Consider the following 19,322-nt stretch of genomic DNA (forward strand, 5'->3'; position numbering starts at 1 on the left):
ACTTTAAGTTTGCCTTGGCTCAGTTGATGTAAAGCCAAAGCTAAAGTCGCGCCCGCCATCGCTCCACCAGCGATGATCACATCAAAACTGATCGGCTTGCTCAAACTGGGCTGCTTGCTGTCCGTCATCGCGCTTCCTTATTAATGCACTGTTGGCTTGCTATCATGCTCTGGTTTTACACCAAATTCAGCATGTAAGGTGAACACACAGGCTTTCATATGTTCGATTACCTGCTCGAGAAGCTCCGCTTGCTCTGCCAAATCATCGTCCTCATCAATGCCCAATTTGGACATTTCTTCAAGGTCTTCTAGCGCTTCTTTGGCTTCTGCTGACGCATGTTTAAGATTTACGCCAATCAAGCCTAATCCAGAGATAAAATGGTTAATCCATTCTGCAACGGCATCCGCCAGCTCAAACAGTGCTTCTTCGCCTTCGCCTTCAGGCAACAGCAAAGAAAGTTCAAGATCGGTATCCACCAACTCAGCATTCATCGCGAGCAGAATGTGCTCGGCACTGGCTAGTACCCCAATTGGCCAGCCCATGCCGTCATTGGTGTAATCAAAGATCAAAGCTTGCCAACTTTTATCGTTGAGGCTCAAACCGCCGGACAACATCCCCGTCAGTAACCCTTGTAGCTCAGCAGGATTGATACCGAGAGAGGCGGTACGCAGCTCGTTTGCCAAAGCTGGGTAAGCAGGAAGTGTGTTTTTGCTCATATTGGATTCACTAACCGAGAAATTTAGTCTAATCCTACCACTTCATCGCCAGAGCGAAAACGCTCGCTTGCGGTTGGTGCTTAGCTTTTGCTCAATTTGTCCAAATCATGAGTTTTCAAACGTCCATTTACGGGGTTGCGACGGGAAAGGCTTGAATCTTGTTTTAGCTTTACCTATAGTTCCACCTCGATGGTCACCTGAGCTGATTCATCTTTTAGTTACGCCAAAAGAGTTCATTTATCATGAGTAATCAAGCGGTTGACATTGAAATTTTGGGCAAGGTGACCCGGGTAAACTGCCCTGCGGGTCAAGAGGCGTCGTTGCTTCAAGCCGCACAAGATCTCGACAACCGTTTGAAAGAAATGGCTGAGCGAACTAAAGTCACCAATGAGGTGAAATTATTGACGATTGCCGCACTAAATATCTGCTACGAGTTACAAACTAAGCAGCAAGAAAACGCAGGCAACCAGTCACAACTCAGTGAGCGAATGGAACAGCTCACCGCTTCATTAGAAGCCGCATTGAAAAATGTGAAGCCAGGAAAGCAATAAGCAAAGAATTGATTTACCCTGGGGTGTTTGTCAGTGGATTTATGTCCCTGAGCCGATAAGCAACATAACAGGGTTGGTATTGGGTAGCTATTGAGCAGGCTCGGCTTGTACCGAGAAGCCTACGGTTACCATTACTGATCCGCCTTGAACCTAATGGTTCAAGGGCTACAATCCTCAACGGCACCCCGGGGTTCCCTTTATGACTGACTCTCGTACACTCCTCCGACAGCAAATTCGTCAACGCCGACAAGCGCTATCCCCTTTAGAACAGCAAACGGCTAGCCAGCAACTTATTCATACCTTTTCGACTTTGCCAGACATTGCCTCAGCGCAGCGGATCGCCCTTTATCTTGCCAATGATGGTGAGCTGAATACCCAACCGCTAATTGAATGGCTTTGGCAACAAGGAAAACAAGTTTACTTGCCCGTATTACACCCTTTTGCCCAAGGTCACTTGTTATTCCTGCAGTACCACGCACAAACCCCAATGACCAAAAACCGTTATGGGATTGATGAACCTAAACTCGATCAGCGTTTGATCTGCCCAGTTCGAGAACTCGATATTATCGGCACCCCACTGGTCGCTTTTGATGGTTCAGGACAGCGTCTGGGGATGGGCGGCGGTTACTACGATCGCACATTAGCGCCTTGGTTTCATACTCAGCAAGGCGCTATGCCAATCGGATTGGCACACGACTGCCAATATGTGGATGCTCTCCCTACCGAAAGTTGGGATATTCCTCTGCGCAAAATCGTGACACCGAGCAAACTTTGGCAGTGGTAAGCTTTGAATCTTCCCCTTTCACACCTTGCTAGTGATTACTTCTGCTTCCAGTTTGGGGTTATAATCGCGCCGCACAACATACCCTCAAGTTGATATTCAGGAGATAGGCATGACTCAAGATGAAATGAAAAAAGCCGCCGGTTGGGCTGCTCTTAAATACGTAGAAAAAGGCAGCATTGTCGGTGTTGGTACAGGCTCAACCGTTAATCACTTCATCGATGCTTTAGGCTCTATCAAAGAAGAAATTAAAGGCGCGGTATCCAGCTCAATCGCTTCTACCGAGAAACTCGAAGCCCTCGGCATTCGTGTCTACGACTGCAACGATGTATCAGAACTGGACATCTATGTTGATGGTGCAGATGAAATCAACCCAGAACGTGACATGATCAAAGGCGGCGGTGCTGCACTGACTCGCGAAAAGATTGTGGCTGCGATTGCCAAGAAATTTGTGTGCATCGTCGATGGCACCAAAGCAGTTGATGTTCTAGGTAACTTCCCACTGCCTGTTGAAGTCATTCCAATGGCGCGCTCTTACGTGGCACGTGAACTGGTGAAACTGGGTGGCGATCCTGTGTATCGCGAAGGCGTTATCACTGATAACGGCAACGTTATCCTCGACGTGTACAACATGAAAATCACTCATCCGAAAGATCTAGAAACTAAGATCAACGGCATTCCTGGCGTTGTCACTGTTGGCCTTTTTGCCCACCGTGGAGCCGATGTGGTGATCACAGGTACACCAGAAGGTGCGAGAATCGAAGAGTAATATCGGGCGATTTCACACATATTCCGTTATTTGATTACAAACGGCACCTATGGGTGCCGTTTGTAATCCTTTTCTCGAAGAAAATTATGCCTTATTCCGTAATTTTCTTACCCAAAGCTAAGAAAGTTTGTTAACTTAGTGAGCAGAAGGCGCACAAGGAAAACGTTTGCTTTTCTAAAATACGACTCTATTTCGATCAACTTCGAACGACAGCGCCTCTTAGCCCACCTTCCCATAGTTTTAAGGACGAGAAAATGGCCAAAGTTTCACTGGAAAAAGACAGAATTAAGATCCTCCTTCTTGAAGGACTTCACCCATCTTCGGTGGAAGTTTTGCAAGCGGCCGGTTATAGCAATATTGAATACCATAAAGGCTCGCTGGAAGAAGCTGAGCTGATTGAGGCCATCAAAGATGTGCATTTTGTCGGCATCCGCTCGCGCAGTAATCTGACCGAGAAAGTGATTAATGCGGCAGAAAAACTGGTCGCTATTGGCTGTTTCTGTATTGGTACCAACCAAGTTGACCTTAATGCAGCCGCAAAACGCGGTATTCCTGTGTTTAACGCACCATTTTCAAATACCCGTAGCGTGGCTGAACTGGTGTTGGGCGAAATCCTGTTGTTACTGCGTGGCATTCCAGAAAAGAACGCTCTTGCCCACCGTGGGATTTGGAAGAAAAGTGCCGACAACTCTTATGAAGCACGTGGCAAGCGCTTAGGCATTATTGGTTACGGCCATATCGGTACTCAGTTGGGTATCATTGCTGAAAACTTAGGTATGCACGTTTATTTCTACGACATTGAAAGCAAACTCTCACTCGGTAATGCAACTCAAGTTCATAACCTTAGCGATCTGCTCAATAAGTGTGACGTGATTTCTCTGCATGTACCAGAAACTGCTGGCACCAAAAACATGATGGGTGCGGAAGAGTTTGCACGCATGAAGCCGGGCGCTATCTTCATCAACGCAGCACGCGGCACTGTGGTGGATATCCCTGCTCTCTGCAATGCGCTCGAATCTGGCCATATTGCAGGTGCTGCAATTGACGTATTCCCAGAAGAACCAGCATCAAACAAAGAGCCGTTTGAATCTCCTCTGATGAAGTTTGACAACGTGATTTTGACTCCACACGTTGGTGGATCCACTCAAGAAGCGCAAGAAAACATCGGTATCGAAGTCGCTGGCAAACTGGCGAAATATTCAGACAATGGTTCAACGCTATCCAGCGTAAACTTCCCAGATGTATCACTACCAGAGCATCGCAACTGCTCTCGTCTGCTGCACATTCACGCTAACCGCCCGGGTATTTTGACTCAAATAAACACCATCTTCGCGGAAGAAGGGATCAACATCGCCGCTCAATACCTGCAAACTACCGCAGAAATTGGCTATGTGGTCATCGATGTTGAAACCGCACGCTCTGAAGAGGCGTTAACTAAGCTCAAAGCGATCGACGGCACCATTCGCGCTCGTATTCTGCACTAATACATTCATGGGCTACACAGCTCACGAATGCAGAACCCTAAACATAAAAAACCAGCCTATCGGCTGGTTTTTTATTGGCTTTTTACTTGTGTTAATAACGACTAAGCTCTGAGTGCTCGTTCACCACGAGCAATGCCGACGACACCACTCCGCGCCACTTCAATCACTTCCGTGACTTCAGCAATCGCTTCAATAAAGGCATCGAGTTTCTCGCTAGTACCCGCCAGCTGAACGGTATATTGCGAAGCGGTCACATCCACAATCTGTCCGCGGAAAATATCCGCCGTACGTTTCACTTCCGCGCGTGCAAAACCAGAGGCTTTCACTTTTACCAGCATCAGCTCACGCTCGATGTGCTCACACTCGGTCACTTCTTGTACTTTGAGTACATCAATCAGCTTATGCAGTTGCTTCTGGATCTGCTCCAGTTGCATTTCATCGGTTTTCGTCGTGATGTTGAGTCGCGAGAGCGTTTCATCATCCGTCGGCGACACATTGAGCGTTTCAATGTTGTATCCGCGCTGTGAAAAGAGCCCAACAACACGAGACAGTGCACCCGGTTGGTTTTCCAATAGCAGTGAAATAATATGTCTCATCTTAGGTTCTCTCCGTTTTACTCAACCACATTTTGTCCATCCCTTCGCCTTTGATTTGCATTGGGTACACGTGCTCGGTTTCATCCACATTAATGTCGACAAACACCAGACGATCTTTCATCGCTAAGGCTTTTTCCAGCCCTGCTTCTAGTTCATCTGGGCGAGAAATACGAATCCCGACATGACCATAAGCTTCAGCGATGGCCGCAAAATCCGGCACAGAACTCATGTATGAGTTAGAGTGACGCCCTTGATAAATAATGTCCTGCCACTGTTTTACCATTCCAAGGAAACGGTTATTCAGGTTGATAATTTTTACTGGAATGTCGTATTGCAGCGCGGTCGATAGCTCTTGGATATTCATCTGAATACTGCCATCACCCGTCACCACCAGCACCTCTTCCTCTGGCATAGCGAATTTAACACCCATGCCAGCTGGCAGACCAAAGCCCATCGTCCCTAAGCCGCCAGAGTTGATCCATTGGCGTGGTTTAGAGAATGGGTAGTAAAGTGCCGCGAACATTTGGTGTTGGCCTACATCGGAAGCCAAAATAGCTTTGCCTTCCGTGATTTTGTAGAGAGCCTCAATCACTTGCTGAGGTTTGATACGCTCAGCTGACTTTTCATAAGCCAAGCATTGGCGATCACGCCACACTTGAATCTCGCTCCACCAGCTATCCAGTGCCGCCGCATCATTTCGTTCGGCGCTTTCTTCCAGTAGCTTAAGCATCCCATCCAGCACTTGGTCAGCAGAACCAACAATCGGTAAGTCGACTTTAACGTTTTTTGAAATCGATGATGGATCGATATCAATGTGCATGATTTTCGCGTTCGGGCAGTATTTCTCTAAGTTATTGGTTGTACGGTCATCAAAACGTACCCCAACACCAAAAATCAGATCCGCATTGTGCATTGTCATATTGGCTTCATACACACCATGCATACCCAGCATACCTAGCGCGTTTTTATGTGTACCCGGAAATACGCCCAGCCCCATCAAAGTGCTCACTACAGGCAGATTCAGCGCTTCTGCTAACTGGTGTACCTGTTGATGTGCATTCGAAATGACTGCGCCGCCACCAATGTAAAGTACTGGTTTTTTCGCTTCCAATAGTGCGCGTAACCCTTTTTTGATCTGACCTTTATGGCCTGCAGTCGTCGGGTTGTAAGAGCGCATTTTTATGGTTTCAGGATACTCATAAGGCAGCTTATTCAGAGGGTTCATCACATCTTTTGGCACATCAATTACTACAGGTCCCGGACGACCTGTCGACGCAATGTAAAACGCTTTTTTGATGGTTTCAGGAATATCTTCTGCTCTTTTCACCAAGAAGCTGTGTTTAACGATGGGACGTGACACACCAACAATATCGCACTCTTGGAACGCATCGTTACCGATCAGATTAGTCGCTACGTTACCCGAGATAACAATCATCGGGATCGAGTCCATATAAGCCGTTGCAATCCCCGTAACTGTATTGGTTGCACCAGGACCGGAACACACTAGTACCACGCCCGGTTTTCCGGTTGCACGCGCATAGCCATCCGCCATATGAGTTGCAGCTTGTTCGTGACGAACGAGGACATGTTTAATTTGATCGGTTTTTTCGTGAAGGGCATCGTAGATGTCGAGTACTGAACCACCGGGATAACCGAAGATTTGCTCAACACCTTCATTGATCAGAGATTGGACGATCATCTCTGCGCCAGATAGCATTTCCATCTTGTCTCCTTACCAACATACCTTTAGCTCGGTCGGCAAAAGGGTTGGTTTTACATAGTTTAGGGCTTATTTGTAGCCTAATTCGAAAACTCTCCGCTTTCGGCTATGTCCTGCGGCTGTCATAACAGCCGCGAGGTTACGCAACAAATGTAACGCTTTATTATCAACTGGTCTAACTCCAATTTGTGCACTTTTACAGCAGAATCGAAAATAAGGCGGTGATTAAGCATTCAATCTTGGTAGTTAATTGAGTTTCAGGCTGAACATCCAGTGAGCAATCTAAAAAAAGTAGATTATTTTGTCGGCTTTCTTCTTCAATAAATGACTTCTCTTCTTTTCAAACGTAAAAGTAATAAGTAACCAAGTAAAAAGTCCAAATATAAAAAAACACCTCTCAGCTATAGAGCCGAGAGGTGTTGAAAGAAGATAAGGATTTGATCGCGCTATTTCTTCGAAGAATCTTGGTACATTTCTTCAATTTCATCCTGATAACGGTCATTGATGACCTTACGGCGCAGTTTTTGCGTCGGAGTCAGCTCTCCGCTATCCATAGAAAACGCTTTTGGTAACAGTTTGAACTTCTTCACCTGCTCAAACTTCGCCAACTCTTTTTGCAGTTCATTAACTCGCTTTTCAAACATTTCCAGCACTTGGCTATGCTTGATAAGCTCTAAACGGTCGTGATACTTGATATTTAATTCTTTGGCGTACTCTTCCAATGAATCAAAGCAAGGAACAATCAAAGCCGATACAAACTTGCGGGTATCGGCAATGACCGCGATCTGTTCAATAAAGTGATCTTTGCCGATCGCGCCTTCAATCACCTGTGGGGCAATGTACTTACCACCAGAGGTTTTCATCAGCTCTTTGATTCGATCGGTAATAAACAGGTTGCCATTTTCATCAATATGACCCGCATCACCTGTTTTCAGGAAACCGTGTTCATCAAAACTTTCGGCGGTTTCTTTCTCTAACTTGTAATAGCCACGCATCACCATTGGACCACGAACTAGAATTTCATTGTTCTCGCCGATTTTGACTTGCGCGCCCGGCATGGAAAGGCCAATAGAGTCAGGGTTGAAACAGTGGTCGTCCCAACATGAGATGGTTGCTGTGGTTTCAGTCATACCATAACCCAGTTTGACGTTAATCCCGATGGCATGGAAAAAACGGCCAATGGTTTCATCCAACTTAGCACCACCACAAGGCATAAAGTTGATCCGCCCGCCGAGCAGCGCACGCAATTTGCTCAGTACAAGTTTGTCAGCTAACTGATGACTTTGTGTGAGCAACCATGAAGGTTGACGCTGTTGCTGGCGACATACCGCCATTTTTGCTCCCATATTCACCGCCCAAGTAAACAGGACTTTGCGGATGAATGGTGCTTTGGCAACTTTCTCATGAATCGCAGAGAAGATTTTTTCGTAGAAGCGTGGTACTGCACACATCACGGTCGGACGCACTTCACCTAACGCGTCACGCACATGAGAAACATCATGCAGGTAGCAGTTGGTCGCGCCTTTGTACAACACGTAAGCCGTCCAAGCACGCTCGAAGACATGCGACAACGGTAAGAAACAGAGTGAGACGTCATCTTGAGTCAAATTCAATCGCTGATCATGTCCCTCTAATTGAGCACCAATGTTGCGATAATCCAACATCACGCCTTTCGGAGTTCCTGTGGTACCTGAGGTATAAATCAGGGTAAACAGATCATCAAAGTCAGCTTGTTCAATCAATTCAAGAAGCGGCGTATGATCTTTTGTTTGATTCTGCACGACAAAATCATCCCAATGCATTGCACAGCTTGCTTGTTTGAGATCGATGTTAGGATTCATCGCCACAATCAAGCGCAGTTCAGGACAATGCTCAAACTGACTCAATGCTGCATCAAATTGAGGCTGCTCACCCACGAACACCACTTTTGCATCAGCATTTTGTAAGATGTAAGCCGCCTGTTCTGGCGTATTGGTAGGATAGATGGGAACTGTCACAGCACGGATCTGTAATGCGGCGAAATCCGCAATAGTCCAACGTGGCATGTTGTTGGAGAAAATCGCGATTTTGTCCTGCACACCAATACCTTGGGCTAAAAGCGCCATTGAGAGAGCATCCAATTGCTCACCAAATTGATGCCAACTGATTGCTTGCCATGCGCCGTTTTCTTTATGCTTCAGCGCTGCTCTATCACCACCTTGGGCAATGCGCTGACGGATCCGTTTAACGATGTGAAAATCTAAGTTCGTCATATCTCTTACCTATAGCTTACACCTGTAAGCCTTTTTCAGCGCACAAGTGTACATTTCAAAGGCCAAAACACAACTGACTAACGTCAAAGTTATCGATTAAAACTCATTCTGTAACAAAAAAGCCTTGGACAGTTCTTACTGCCCAAGGCCTTAAAGACTCAGTTTGGTGAAAAGATTAGCGGTTCGCGACCACTTCTCCACAAATCACCATCAGTTGATCACGCAACCAGATATGACCTTTGTCTTTCTCACTTGATTCGTGCCAGCTCAGATAACCTGAGATTTTGGCATCAGCAAATGGGAAGTCTAGGATCTGTAGCTCATCGCGATTTGCGGCATTTTCTGCCATCCAACGCGGAGCAACGGTGACCAATTCAGATTGACCAACAACATACAGTACATTGCTCAAGCTGGTGCCTTCGTAGTATGACTGGCAATCAAATTCACGATACGCCAATTCAGAGAAGCTACGCTGACCATGTACTTTCGATAGTTTGGCATGCTTTTCTGAGGTTAATTGCTCAACCGTAATGCTGCTTTGAATACGTGGGTGTAGTTTTGATACCACAACCACCAGCTCATCTTGGAAAATCTCTGTGCTTGAAAAACCTTGATCATCAAAACGTGCGTAATCGATGACAAAATCAATTTCTTGATAACGCATACGCTCAGCAATTTGGCGATCAAATTCTGCATCCAAATGCAGTTGAACACTTGGAGCCAATTCATCGATTGACGCAATGATCTGAGGAGCAAAACGCAGATCACAAGGACTGCAGATCGCTAGCTTAAACAGTCGAGTCGAAGTTTCAGGTGTAAACACTGAACTTGGCAGCTCATTACGGATCAATTGCAATGCTTGACGGATTGGGCCAAACAGTTGACGAGCGCGTTGAGTTGGCTGGATGCCACGCCCTTGGCGCATGAACAGCTCGTCATTGAACATCACTTTTAGACGCGCTACAGCATTACTCACTGCAGGCTGTGACATACCCAAGTTATGCGCAGCACGAGTGATGTTTTGCTCTTGCATCACGGCGTCAAAAACGGTTAATAGGTTGAGGTCTACGCCTCGTAGGGTGCTTTCCATGCGGTAACTCGCAATGGCACTCATTGCGTCTTTTTTATCTAACATTTGCATGCCTCACAGTGTAATCACCAACAATAGATATGCATAAATCGAAGGTGAATAGATAAGCGCTGTTTTTAATATTTACCGCCCAGATACTTGGTGGATGGCGAGTAATATCTGCTAATCATTTGAGGCTATGCAATAGCATTGACAAAAAGTCACTTAATTTTAGCCATCGCTAAAAAAATACCTTATTAATCAATATGATTAATTTTTATAAAAATCTATAAAAATGCACAATTAATGGATTTTTATTAATTATTGATTTGAACAATAAGTTCATCATTTACGACACACTAATATTCACGTTAAAAATGTTTTAACGGAGTATTCATTGAGCCCACGGACTCATTACCCAAAATCGCATAACTTGGGAAATCCACTTTTTGCCAAAGCTGCTGACAAAGAGTGTCACTCTCCTCCCACTTTCCTCTCAAAATCCATTCAACTAAAGAATGAGCTACATCAGGATAGCGCACTCGTTCAGCCTGCTTTTCATCAAGCCATTTGCGTATGCTTGCTGGATCAAGAAATTCCATAACACTTGCTAACCCAAGAGTATCAAGGGTTGCAGCATTACTCACTTGTTCAAACTGGCCAAACAGCGGCTTCATTAACAATTTCTTTCCCAATGCTAAAGCCTCGGAAGGTAGTTCAAAGCCACCGCTGGTAATCACCCCACCGCATTGGTACAGATGGTGTTGAAAATCACTATGATGCAAGCGACATAACTCAACATTTTCCGTACGTTCATTCTCTTGCACATCTGGGTGATAACAGATGAAGTGAACATTCATGAAACGATAAAGTAACTCACAGATTTCACTCACATTTTCAAACGGAAGGTAGACTAAAATAAACTCCTGATGACTAAGCGGCTGCTCAGGTGCGTAGATGATCGGTGGCAGAATAGGCTGCTCGAAATGATACCAATGTAAACCTAGCTGATGCTTTGCTGGTGCAAAATAACGGAGGATTGCTTTATCTAGCCAAGAAGCTCCTTTTAAAGGAACTGGATAGAGGAAAGCATTTTGGTGGCTGATCCCAATACAGGGAATCTTCTGTAATTTGGCAGCCCAAGCCGTGACTGGTTCAAAATCATTTAAAATCAAATCGTAACCCGACAGATCCAGCGTTCGCACTTCTTGCCAAAACTGCCACAGATTATTCCTACATAGGGTTTTGACGTAATTGACGTGGCCATTTTCAGTAACAAATGTGAATCCTCGTCGAGTTTTGAAATCGCCAAAACATTCCATTGAAAAGTAGTTCTCCACTGCTCGTCCTGAGAACAGATAATCCACTTCGACTTGCTGCTGTTTCAGTGCTTCACACATGGCTCTTGAACGTGCGATATGTCCATTGCCCGTTCCCTGTACCCCATAAAGAATTTTCAAATGGTCTTCTCCACAACGCTAATTGCGTATGTTGCACTACCAATTCCTAGCAATGCACCTGCAAGCACATCACTCAAAAAATGAACGCCAAGCAAGACTCGCGCTAAGCCAATCAACCCAGCCCAACTCACGGCGAGCACGTACCAATGGGGATAGATATAACCAATTACAGTCGCCATAACGAAAGCTGCGGCAGTATGCCCCGACGGTAAGCTGTAACGATCACTTGGTGTAATAAAAGCGGTAACTAAAGCAGAGAGTTCTTGAGGGCGGCGACGCTGAAAACTGTTTTTTAGTAGCCAATAAATTGGGAGTTCAATGGCAAAAGCTAACAACCCAATCAATAGGAAGATCAAGCCATGGGTATCATCCAAAAACCACGCTAATACTCCCATGAGAGCGTAAAGATGACCGTCTCCCGTATGTGAAATCGACTTACTAAATCTAGCGACAGGTAGATTGTACCTGTGCTGTAAGCAGAGTAATGAAAAGGCTAAATCCAATTTAGCAATAGGTTCCATGGCTCGCATCACGCATCCTTTTTCCACTGAGGTGATGCTTTGAGCTTATCTAGGCTAAATGACAGTCAGGTGAAAATTGTTTGTCGAAATAGTGACACTCTTACTGAAAATCCCAGTAGTCATTGGAATATAGCTAAAAATGATCATGCCGTAGTGATAAAGCCTTGCTCCATCAATCGAATATTATGCTCAACCAATCTCTCTAGAAACACCTGTGACAGTTCAATACCATGGACTTTAAGCAGCGCAGGCGGCGCGACAAAGGGGAAGATCATTAAACTGAGGTAAGAAATTTTGCACAGTTGCGGATCCATCCCTTCACGAATCACCCCACGAGCAAGCAGCTTTTCAAATAAAGTCTCTTGGATTGGTCGAGTAATATCCAACATCACTTTTTCAATTAACTGCTTTTTTACGTCACTCCCTGGTGCACTCATTACCTGCATAATCAAACGTGGAAAATAAGGGATGTTAAACATTTCCCGGTAATAAGTGCGCATCAGCTCGGTAAGGTTTTGATGGCTACTCTCGGCAACCAATAGACTCAATTGCGCTTTCATCGGCATCAAAGTTTCTCGCAACATCGCCTCAAACAACCCAACTTTATTAGCAAAGTAATAGCGAATTAAACCGATATCGACGCCAGCTTTACTCGCGATCAAACGTGTCGATACTTTGTCATAAGGCATGACGGAGAAAAGTTCTCTTGCATGGGTAATTAGCTGCTCACGAGCTTGAGTTTGTTGGCTTGGCCTTCCTGCTTTGCGTAATGGCATGTCATTTCCTTATTCATCACGTGAAGAATTATAAATGACTCCTCTCTTTTTGCTCAAATGCTTAGCAATATGAATAAAAAACCAACTTTGGGGTTGACGCATTGTGTCGAGTACGGTACTAATCTGTTAACTTAATTTTGTGGATTGTTAATGATGACAATGCGTTTTTCTCTCCTACTAGACCTACTACTGATCGTGGAACCATCACGCGGGTAGGTTGTGGACGAAAAACACCACACAAGATAAAGAAACCCGCAGCTGATGCGGGTTTTTTTATAGCCGATTTTTACAACAATATTCAGGAAGTTAATCGTTAACTCTAGTGCGAGGAAGCAAACATGAAAGATCAGGTGATTATATTCGATACCACATTGCGCGATGGTGAGCAGGCGTTGTCTGCAAGCCTGACGGTAAAAGAGAAGCTACAAATCGCCTACGCACTGGAGCGCTTAGGGGTTGATATTATCGAAGCGGGTTTCCCGGTTTCTTCCCCTGGTGACTTTGAATCAGTAAAAACCATTGCCAAACACATCAAAAATAGTCGTGTCTGTGCCCTTTCACGAGCCGTTGCGAAAGACATCGATGCGGCAGCTGAAGCATTGAAAGTCGCCGAAGCTTTCCGTATTCATACTTTCATTTCTACTTCAACTATCCATGTGCAAGACAAATTGCGCCGTAGCTACGATGACGTCGTAGAAATGGCAGTCAAAGCGGTGAAACATGCTCGCCAATACACGGATGATGTGGAGTTCTCTTGTGAAGACGCAGGACGCACACCTATCGACAACCTTTGTCGTATGGTTGAAGCCGCCATCAATGCGGGCGCACGTACCATCAATATTCCAGATACCGTCGGCTACACAATCCCAAGCGAATTTGGCGGCATCATTCAGACACTGTTTAACCGTGTGCCAAATATCGATAAAGCGATTATCTCCGTCCATTGTCATGATGATTTGGGCATGTCGGTTGCAAACTCAATTGCTGCCGTTCAAGCAGGTGCTCGTCAAGTTGAAGGCACCATCAATGGTATCGGCGAACGTGCAGGTAACTGCGCGCTGGAAGAGATCGCGATGATCATCAAAACTCGCCAAGAGTTTTTAGGTGTGACTACAGGTATTAAATATGAAGAGATCAGCCGCACCAGTAAACTAGTCAGTCAGCTTTGCAACATGCCCATCCAAAGCAACAAAGCAATTGTGGGTGCCAATGCCTTTAGCCACTCTTCGGGCATTCACCAAGATGGTATGCTGAAAAACAAAAATACCTACGAAATCATGACTCCAGAATCGATTGGCCTAAAAAACCAAGCACTGAACCTCACTAGCCGTAGTGGTCGTGCTGCCGTGAAAAGCCATATGGAATCGATGGGTTACAACGAAAACGAATACAACTTGGATGCTTTGTATGAGGACTTCTTGAAGCTGGCGGATCGCAAAGGTCAGGTATTTGATTATGACTTAGAAGCCTTGATGCATTTCTCCAATTTGCGTGAAGAAGATGACTTCTACAAACTCAACTACTTGAGCGTGCAATCCGGCAGCGTGATGGCAACCACCAGTATCAAACTCCTGTGCGGTGATGAAGAAAAATGCGAAGCTGCAGTCGGTAATGGCCCAGTCGATGCGTTATATCAGTGTATCTATCGCATCACAGGGTATGAGATTGTACTCGATAAGTTCGACCTAACCGCCAAAGGTGAAGGTGAGGATGGTCTTGGTCAAGCGGACATCATCGCAAATTATAAAGGACGCAAATATCACGGTACGGGTGTCTCAACCGATATCGTCGAAGCTTCCGGTCAAGCCTTGTTGCATGTTATCAATAGCATTCATCGCGCGGATCAAATCGCCCAAATTAAACAGAAAAAAAGCGTCGCTACGGTTTAATCTTCCTCTGTGCCTTTGAAGTTGCAGTCAACACTGCTGCAACTTCAATTACCAAGGAATATACCGCGACACAAACACAACTTAAAAATCGATCATAAAGGACTAGCATGACAGACAAACATTACAAAATTGCCGTATTGCCCGGTGACGGTATCGGCCCGGAAGTGATGGCGCAAGCACACAAAGTATTGGATGCCATTGAACAAAAGCACGGTATTCACTTCAGTCGTGAAGAACACGATGTAGGTGGTATCGCCATTGATAACCATGGTTGCCCATTACCTGAAAGCACTCTGCATGCTTGTGAAGAAGCCGATGCGGTATTGTTTGGATCTGTCGGGGGGCCAAAATGGGAACATCTACCACCCAATGAACAACCTGAACGTGGTGCTTTGCTGCCTCTGCGTAAGCACTTCCAACTGTTTTGTAATTTGCGTCCTGCTCAAATTCACCAAGGGCTAGAAGCCTTCTCACCTCTGCGTGCTGACATTTCTGCACGTGGTTTTGATATCGTGGTGGTACGTGAACTGACTGGCGGCATCTACTTTGGTCAACCTAAAGGTCGTGAAGGTGAAGGTGCCAATGAAAAAGCCTTCGATACCGAGGTTTACCATCGTTTTGAAATTGAACGTATCGCACGTATCGCATTTGAATCAGCTCGCTTGCGCCGCAAGAAAGTCTGCTCTATCGACAAAGCTAACGTGCTGCAAAGCTCGATTCTCTGGCGCGAAGTGGTCAGTGAGATTGCCAAAGAATACACCGATGTCGCGCTTTCACACATGTACATCGACAATGCCACCATGCAGCTGATTAAAGATCCTTCCCAGTTCGATGTGATGCTCTGCTCGAACATTTTTGGTGACATCCTTTCTGATGAATGCGCAATGATCACAGGCTCAATGGGCATGTTGCCTTCGGCCAGCATGAACGAAAGCAAGTTTGGTTTGTACGAGCCCGCGGGCGGCAGCGCTCCCGATATCGCAGGCAAAAACATCGCTAACCCTGTCGCGCAGATCCTTTCTGCTGCACTCATGCTGCGTTACAGCTTAGGTGAAGAAGCGGCGGCACGAGATATTGAAAATGCCGTGAGCCAAGCATTAGCGGCAGGTGAACTGACTGCTGATTTAGCGGGAAGTAAACCTGCGTTATCGACTTCGGCGATGGGCGATAAGATCGCAAGCTATATTTTGAATTCATAAGTTTGAGAGTGGGGCTAACCCACTCCTCTTTAGCTCACTGAGCTCAAGGAAGAAGCAATGTCAAAAGCAAAAACACTCTACGAAAAGATTTACGATGCTCATGTGGTAGTGGCCGCACCGGGTGAAACACCGATTTTGTACATCGATCGTCATCTGGTGCACGAAGTGACTTCACCACAAGCCTTTGATGGTTTGCGCGAAAAAGGCCGCCCTGTACGCCAAGTCAGCAAAACCTTCGCTACAATGGATCACAACGTCTCTACCACCACCAAAGACATTAATGCTTCTGGTGAGATGGCGCGTATCCAAATGCAAACCCTCTCCAAAAACTGTGAAGAGTTTGGCGTCACTTTGTATGACATTAACCACAAGTACCAAGGTATTGTGCATGTGATGGGGCCTGAGCTCGGTATCACCCTTCCGGGCATGACGATTGTGTGTGGTGATTCTCATACCGCGACTCATGGTGCTTTCGGCTCACTGGCCTTTGGCATCGGCACCTCAGAAGTAGAACACGTACTGGCCACTCAAACCCTAAAACAAGGCCGCGCTAAGACGATGAAAATCGAAGTGCGTGGCAAAGTGGCTTCAGGCATTACCGCTAAGGACATAGTACTGGCGATCATTGGCAAAACAACTGCGGCTGGCGGTACAGGCTATGTCGTAGAATTCTGCGGAGAAGCAATTCGCGATCTCTCCATGGAAGGTCGCATGACCGTCTGCAACATGGCGATTGAGCTAGGTGCTAAAGCAGGCTTGATTGCTCCTGATGCAACTACATTCAACTACATCAAAGGGCGCAAGTTTGCCCCGCAAGGTAATGACTGGGATGCTGCTGTCGAATATTGGCAAACCTTAAAAACGGATGATAATGCGCAGTTCGACGCAGTAGTGACTCTTGAAGCGAGCGAAATCAAACCGCAAGTGACTTGGGGCACCAACCCAGGACAAGTGATTGCTGTCGATGAACCAATCCCGTCACCTAGCCAGTTTGCCGATCCCGTTGAACGCACCTCTGCGGAAAAAGCACTGGCTTATATGGGACTAGAAGCGGGAAAAATGCTCTCGGACTATAAAATCGATAAAGTGTTTGTCGGCTCATGTACCAACTCACGCATCGAAGATATGCGAGCTGCGGCAGCTGTAGCTAAAGGAAAAAAAGTAGCTTCTCATGTCCAAGCGCTTATTGTACCGGGTTCTGAGCAGGTGAAAGCGCAAGCCGAAGCCGAAGGCTTAGATAAGATCTTTATTGAAGCAGGATTTGAATGGCGCTTGCCGGGTTGCTCAATGTGTTTAGCCATGAACAATGACCGCTTAGGGCCTGGAGAACGCTGCGCATCTACCTCAAACCGCAACTTTGAAGGGCGTCAAGGTCGTGATGGCCGTACTCATTTAGTTAGCCCAGCAATGGCGGCAGCCGCGGCGATTGCAGGTCACTTCGTCGATATACGTCAGTTTTAATTCAAGGAGAACCCCATGTCAGGATTTCAGCAACACACCGGCTTAGTCGTTCCTCTTGATGCAGCCAACGTCGATACCGATGCGATTATTCCAAAACAGTTTTTGCAAAAAGTGAATCGTACTGGATTTGGCAAACACCTTTTCCACGACTGGCGATTTTTGGACGATGCGGGTGAAAAAGCGAACCCAGAATTTGTGATGAACCAACCTCGCTATCAAGGTGCCAGTATTTTGCTTGCACGAGAAAACTTTGGTTGCGGATCATCACGCGAGCACGCCCCTTGGGCATTAGCCGATTACGGCATCAGAGTCATGATTGCACCAAGCTTTGCCGATATTTTCTATGGCAACTCGATCAACAACCAGATGGTACCTGTTCGTTTGAGTGAGCAAGAAGTGGATGAACTCTTTACCTATGTTCACAATACTGAAGGTGCAACCATTACCGTCGATTTGGAATCACTCAGCGTGGTGGCGAATGGCAAAACCTACCATTTCGAGATTGATGATTTTCGTCGTCATTGCTTACTCAATGGCTTAGACAATATAGGTCTCACTCTACAGCACGAATCAAAAATTGCTGAATATGAAGCGAAGATACCGAGCTTCTTAAAATAAGCATTTCTAGGCTGCCAAATGGCAGCCTTTTTTATAGCGAAAGAAAATGGGCTACGATCGGGTCTAGCTAATCACTATCCCACTATAAGGTTACTTTGATATGAAAAGACTCTTCGCTTTCTGTCTTCTGATTTTTTCTAACATGGTTTACGCAGCGCCAAAAGCTGAGCTTTGGGCCTATTGGCAACCGAGTAATAACAGTAATACTACAAGCATCTCTCACCAAGCTTGGCAAAGCATCCTCGATCGTTATCTTACTCAAGTTGGAGAGAACGCCCTCTTTCGTTATGCAGAAGTAACGAAGGAAGATAAAACGCTACTCAATGATTACCTAGCTCAACTTTCGAAATTGGATCCAAGAGAATTTAACCGCCAAGAGCAATATGCTTATTGGGTTAATCTCTACAACGCCCTGACAGTGAAATTAATTCTGAATGACTACCCAGTCGCGTCCATTACCAAACTAGGAGGCTTATTCAGTTTTGGACCGTGGGATGAAAAAGTTTTTTCTGTAACAGGACAAGCCATCACTCTCAATGATATTGAACACCGAATTTTACGACCAATCTGGAATGAACCACGCACCCATTACGCGGTCAATTGTGCCAGCCTAGGCTGTCCAAACTTGCAATCTCAAGCCTTTACTGCACAAAATACGGAACAACTACTTAGTAATGCAGCACATACCTTTATCAACAGCAGCAAAGGAGCAACATTTAAGAAAGACACTTTGATTTTGTCATCCATTTACGACTGGTTTGCCGTCGATTTTGGCAATCAAGACGCTCTTTTCGCACACCTTGCACAGTACCGCCCAAAGCTTTCCAGTTATTCAGGTAAGGTAGACTACCAATATGATTGGAAACTTAATGATGCGAAAGAAATGAAATAAAGCAGAAAAAGTGAAATAGCAAAAAGCCGCTGTATTTCTACAGCGGCTTCGTAAATCAAGCCTGGCGATGTCCTACTCTCACATGGGGAGACCCCACACTACCATCGGCGCTACTTCGTTTCACTTCTGAGTTCGGGATGGAATCAGGTGGGTCCAAAGTGCTATGGTCGCCAAACAAATTTTGTGATGTCAGCTTTAAGCTAAGCATCTAAATCAGTGGTGCTGATACCCAGAATCGAACTGGGGACCTCATCCTTACCAAGGATGCGCTCTACCATCTGAGCTATATCAGCATGCCATTTTTTTGCCTTTAGATTTTTCTTAAAAATCTAAAAACAAGAAGTTAAAGCCTGGCGATGTTCTACTCTCACATGGGGAGACCCCACACTACCATCGACGCTGTTTCGTTTCACTTCTGAGTTCGGGATGGAATCAGGTGGGTCCAAAACGCTATGGTCGCCAAGCAAATTCTTAAAATTCGGAAAGCTGTTTTCATTCTCACACACATCTATGCGCTTAGCTATTGAGTCCACTACAAAACCCCTTGGGTGTTGTATGGTTAACGCCT

The 19,322-nt window shown here is 45.7% G+C and carries 17 protein-coding genes, 1 tRNA gene, 2 rRNA genes, 1 other RNA gene and 1 pseudogene; 10 read left to right on the forward strand and 12 right to left on the reverse strand.

Annotated features, from left to right (window positions below):
• Nucleotides 1–128: pseudogene (locus tag D908_RS21880) on the reverse strand (2-octaprenyl-6-methoxyphenyl hydroxylase); the annotation flags it as partial.
• A 12-nt stretch (nucleotides 129–140) separates the two neighbouring features.
• Entirely contained in the window at nucleotides 141–716 is a 576-nt protein-coding gene (locus D908_RS06525; RefSeq protein ID WP_005525460.1) for a YecA/YgfB family protein, read from the reverse strand.
• 242 nt (nucleotides 717–958) lie between these two features.
• Here D908_RS06525 and D908_RS06520 point away from each other — a divergent pair, with 242 nt between their 5' ends.
• The 5 genes from D908_RS06520 to serA all read left to right on the forward strand — a co-directional run bounded on the left by D908_RS06520 (nucleotide 959) and on the right by serA (nucleotide 4,301).
• A complete protein-coding gene (locus tag D908_RS06520; RefSeq protein ID WP_000070439.1) occupies nucleotides 959–1,267 on the forward strand; it encodes a cell division protein ZapA in 309 nt (102 codons plus the stop codon).
• Nucleotides 1,268–1,279: 12 nt separating this feature from the next.
• A non-coding RNA gene (gene ssrS / locus D908_RS20555) (6S RNA) lies at nucleotides 1,280–1,463 on the forward strand.
• 3 nt (nucleotides 1,464–1,466) lie between these two features.
• Entirely contained in the window at nucleotides 1,467–2,051 is a 585-nt protein-coding gene (locus tag D908_RS06515; RefSeq protein WP_005525462.1) for a 5-formyltetrahydrofolate cyclo-ligase, read from the forward strand.
• Between the two features lie 109 nt (nucleotides 2,052–2,160).
• Nucleotides 2,161–2,817, forward strand: a complete 657-nt coding sequence (gene rpiA, locus D908_RS06510; RefSeq protein ID WP_005525464.1) for a ribose-5-phosphate isomerase RpiA — start codon at nucleotides 2,161–2,163, stop codon at nucleotides 2,815–2,817.
• A gap of 254 nt (nucleotides 2,818–3,071) precedes the next feature.
• Nucleotides 3,072–4,301 carry a phosphoglycerate dehydrogenase gene (serA, locus tag D908_RS06505; RefSeq protein ID WP_001151634.1) on the forward strand — a complete coding sequence of 410 codons (1,230 nt, stop codon included), beginning with the start codon at nucleotides 3,072–3,074 and terminating at the stop codon, nucleotides 4,299–4,301.
• A gap of 101 nt (nucleotides 4,302–4,402) precedes the next feature.
• Here serA and ilvN read toward each other — a convergent pair whose 3' ends face one another.
• The 7 genes from ilvN to D908_RS06475 all read right to left on the reverse strand — a co-directional run bounded on the left by ilvN (nucleotide 4,403) and on the right by D908_RS06475 (nucleotide 12,695).
• Nucleotides 4,403–4,897, reverse strand: a complete 495-nt coding sequence (gene ilvN / locus D908_RS06500; protein ID WP_001215918.1) for an acetolactate synthase small subunit — start codon at nucleotides 4,895–4,897, stop codon at nucleotides 4,403–4,405.
• A 1-nt stretch (nucleotide 4,898) separates the two neighbouring features.
• Nucleotides 4,899–6,620: an acetolactate synthase 3 large subunit gene (locus D908_RS06495; RefSeq protein WP_005525467.1), complete on the reverse strand. Its 1,722-nt coding sequence runs from the start codon at nucleotides 6,618–6,620 to the stop codon at nucleotides 4,899–4,901.
• A 443-nt stretch (nucleotides 6,621–7,063) separates the two neighbouring features.
• Nucleotides 7,064–8,869, reverse strand: a complete 1,806-nt coding sequence (locus tag D908_RS06490; RefSeq protein WP_005525468.1) for an AMP-dependent synthetase/ligase — start codon at nucleotides 8,867–8,869, stop codon at nucleotides 7,064–7,066.
• A 175-nt stretch (nucleotides 8,870–9,044) separates the two neighbouring features.
• Nucleotides 9,045–10,004, reverse strand: a complete 960-nt coding sequence (gene leuO / locus D908_RS06485; protein WP_000884662.1) for a transcriptional regulator LeuO — start codon at nucleotides 10,002–10,004, stop codon at nucleotides 9,045–9,047.
• Between the two features lie 305 nt (nucleotides 10,005–10,309).
• Complete coding sequence (locus tag D908_RS06480) at nucleotides 10,310–11,398, reverse strand: MJ1255/VC2487 family glycosyltransferase (RefSeq protein WP_005525469.1); 1,089 nt, start codon at nucleotides 11,396–11,398, stop codon at nucleotides 10,310–10,312.
• Nucleotides 11,395–11,928 carry a phosphatase PAP2 family protein gene (locus tag D908_RS0119615; RefSeq protein ID WP_032467656.1) on the reverse strand — a complete coding sequence of 178 codons (534 nt, stop codon included), beginning with the start codon at nucleotides 11,926–11,928 and terminating at the stop codon, nucleotides 11,395–11,397. Before D908_RS0119615 ends, D908_RS06480 begins: the two co-directional genes overlap by 4 nt.
• Nucleotides 11,929–12,062: 134 nt before the next feature.
• Complete coding sequence (locus tag D908_RS06475; protein ID WP_005525471.1) at nucleotides 12,063–12,695, reverse strand: TetR/AcrR family transcriptional regulator; 633 nt, start codon at nucleotides 12,693–12,695, stop codon at nucleotides 12,063–12,065.
• Nucleotides 12,696–13,033: 338 nt separating this feature from the next.
• Here D908_RS06475 and leuA point away from each other — a divergent pair, with 338 nt between their 5' ends.
• From leuA to D908_RS06450, 5 genes are all read left to right on the forward strand, one after another.
• The gene (gene leuA, locus D908_RS06470; protein ID WP_005525472.1) at nucleotides 13,034–14,584 is read left to right on the forward strand and encodes a 2-isopropylmalate synthase; all 1,551 of its coding nucleotides are present in this window, start codon (nucleotides 13,034–13,036) and stop codon (nucleotides 14,582–14,584) included.
• 107 nt (nucleotides 14,585–14,691) lie between these two features.
• The gene (leuB, locus tag D908_RS06465) at nucleotides 14,692–15,783 is read left to right on the forward strand and encodes a 3-isopropylmalate dehydrogenase (RefSeq protein ID WP_000130026.1); all 1,092 of its coding nucleotides are present in this window, start codon (nucleotides 14,692–14,694) and stop codon (nucleotides 15,781–15,783) included.
• Between the two features lie 57 nt (nucleotides 15,784–15,840).
• Nucleotides 15,841–17,244, forward strand: coding sequence for a 3-isopropylmalate dehydratase large subunit (gene leuC, locus D908_RS06460; RefSeq protein WP_005525475.1), 1,404 nt, complete (start codon nucleotides 15,841–15,843; stop codon nucleotides 17,242–17,244).
• A gap of 15 nt (nucleotides 17,245–17,259) precedes the next feature.
• Nucleotides 17,260–17,862 carry a 3-isopropylmalate dehydratase small subunit gene (leuD, locus tag D908_RS06455; protein WP_005525477.1) on the forward strand — a complete coding sequence of 201 codons (603 nt, stop codon included), beginning with the start codon at nucleotides 17,260–17,262 and terminating at the stop codon, nucleotides 17,860–17,862.
• A gap of 100 nt (nucleotides 17,863–17,962) precedes the next feature.
• A complete protein-coding gene (locus tag D908_RS06450) occupies nucleotides 17,963–18,754 on the forward strand; it encodes a DUF547 domain-containing protein (RefSeq protein ID WP_005525480.1) in 792 nt (263 codons plus the stop codon).
• 59 nt (nucleotides 18,755–18,813) lie between these two features.
• On the opposite strand, the gene rrf (D908_RS06445) is transcribed toward D908_RS06450, so the two are convergent.
• From rrf (D908_RS06445) to rrf (D908_RS06435), 3 genes are all read right to left on the reverse strand, one after another.
• Nucleotides 18,814–18,929 (reverse strand): 5S ribosomal RNA (rrf, locus tag D908_RS06445).
• 42 nt (nucleotides 18,930–18,971) lie between these two features.
• Nucleotides 18,972–19,047 (reverse strand) — tRNA-Thr (locus D908_RS06440).
• A 55-nt stretch (nucleotides 19,048–19,102) separates the two neighbouring features.
• Nucleotides 19,103–19,218 (reverse strand): 5S ribosomal RNA (rrf, locus tag D908_RS06435).
• Nucleotides 19,219–19,322: the final 104 nt, after the last annotated feature.

It is taken from the genome of Vibrio mimicus CAIM 602, from assembly GCF_000338875.1.
GTDB classification, from domain to species: domain Bacteria; phylum Pseudomonadota; class Gammaproteobacteria; order Enterobacterales; family Vibrionaceae; genus Vibrio; species Vibrio mimicus.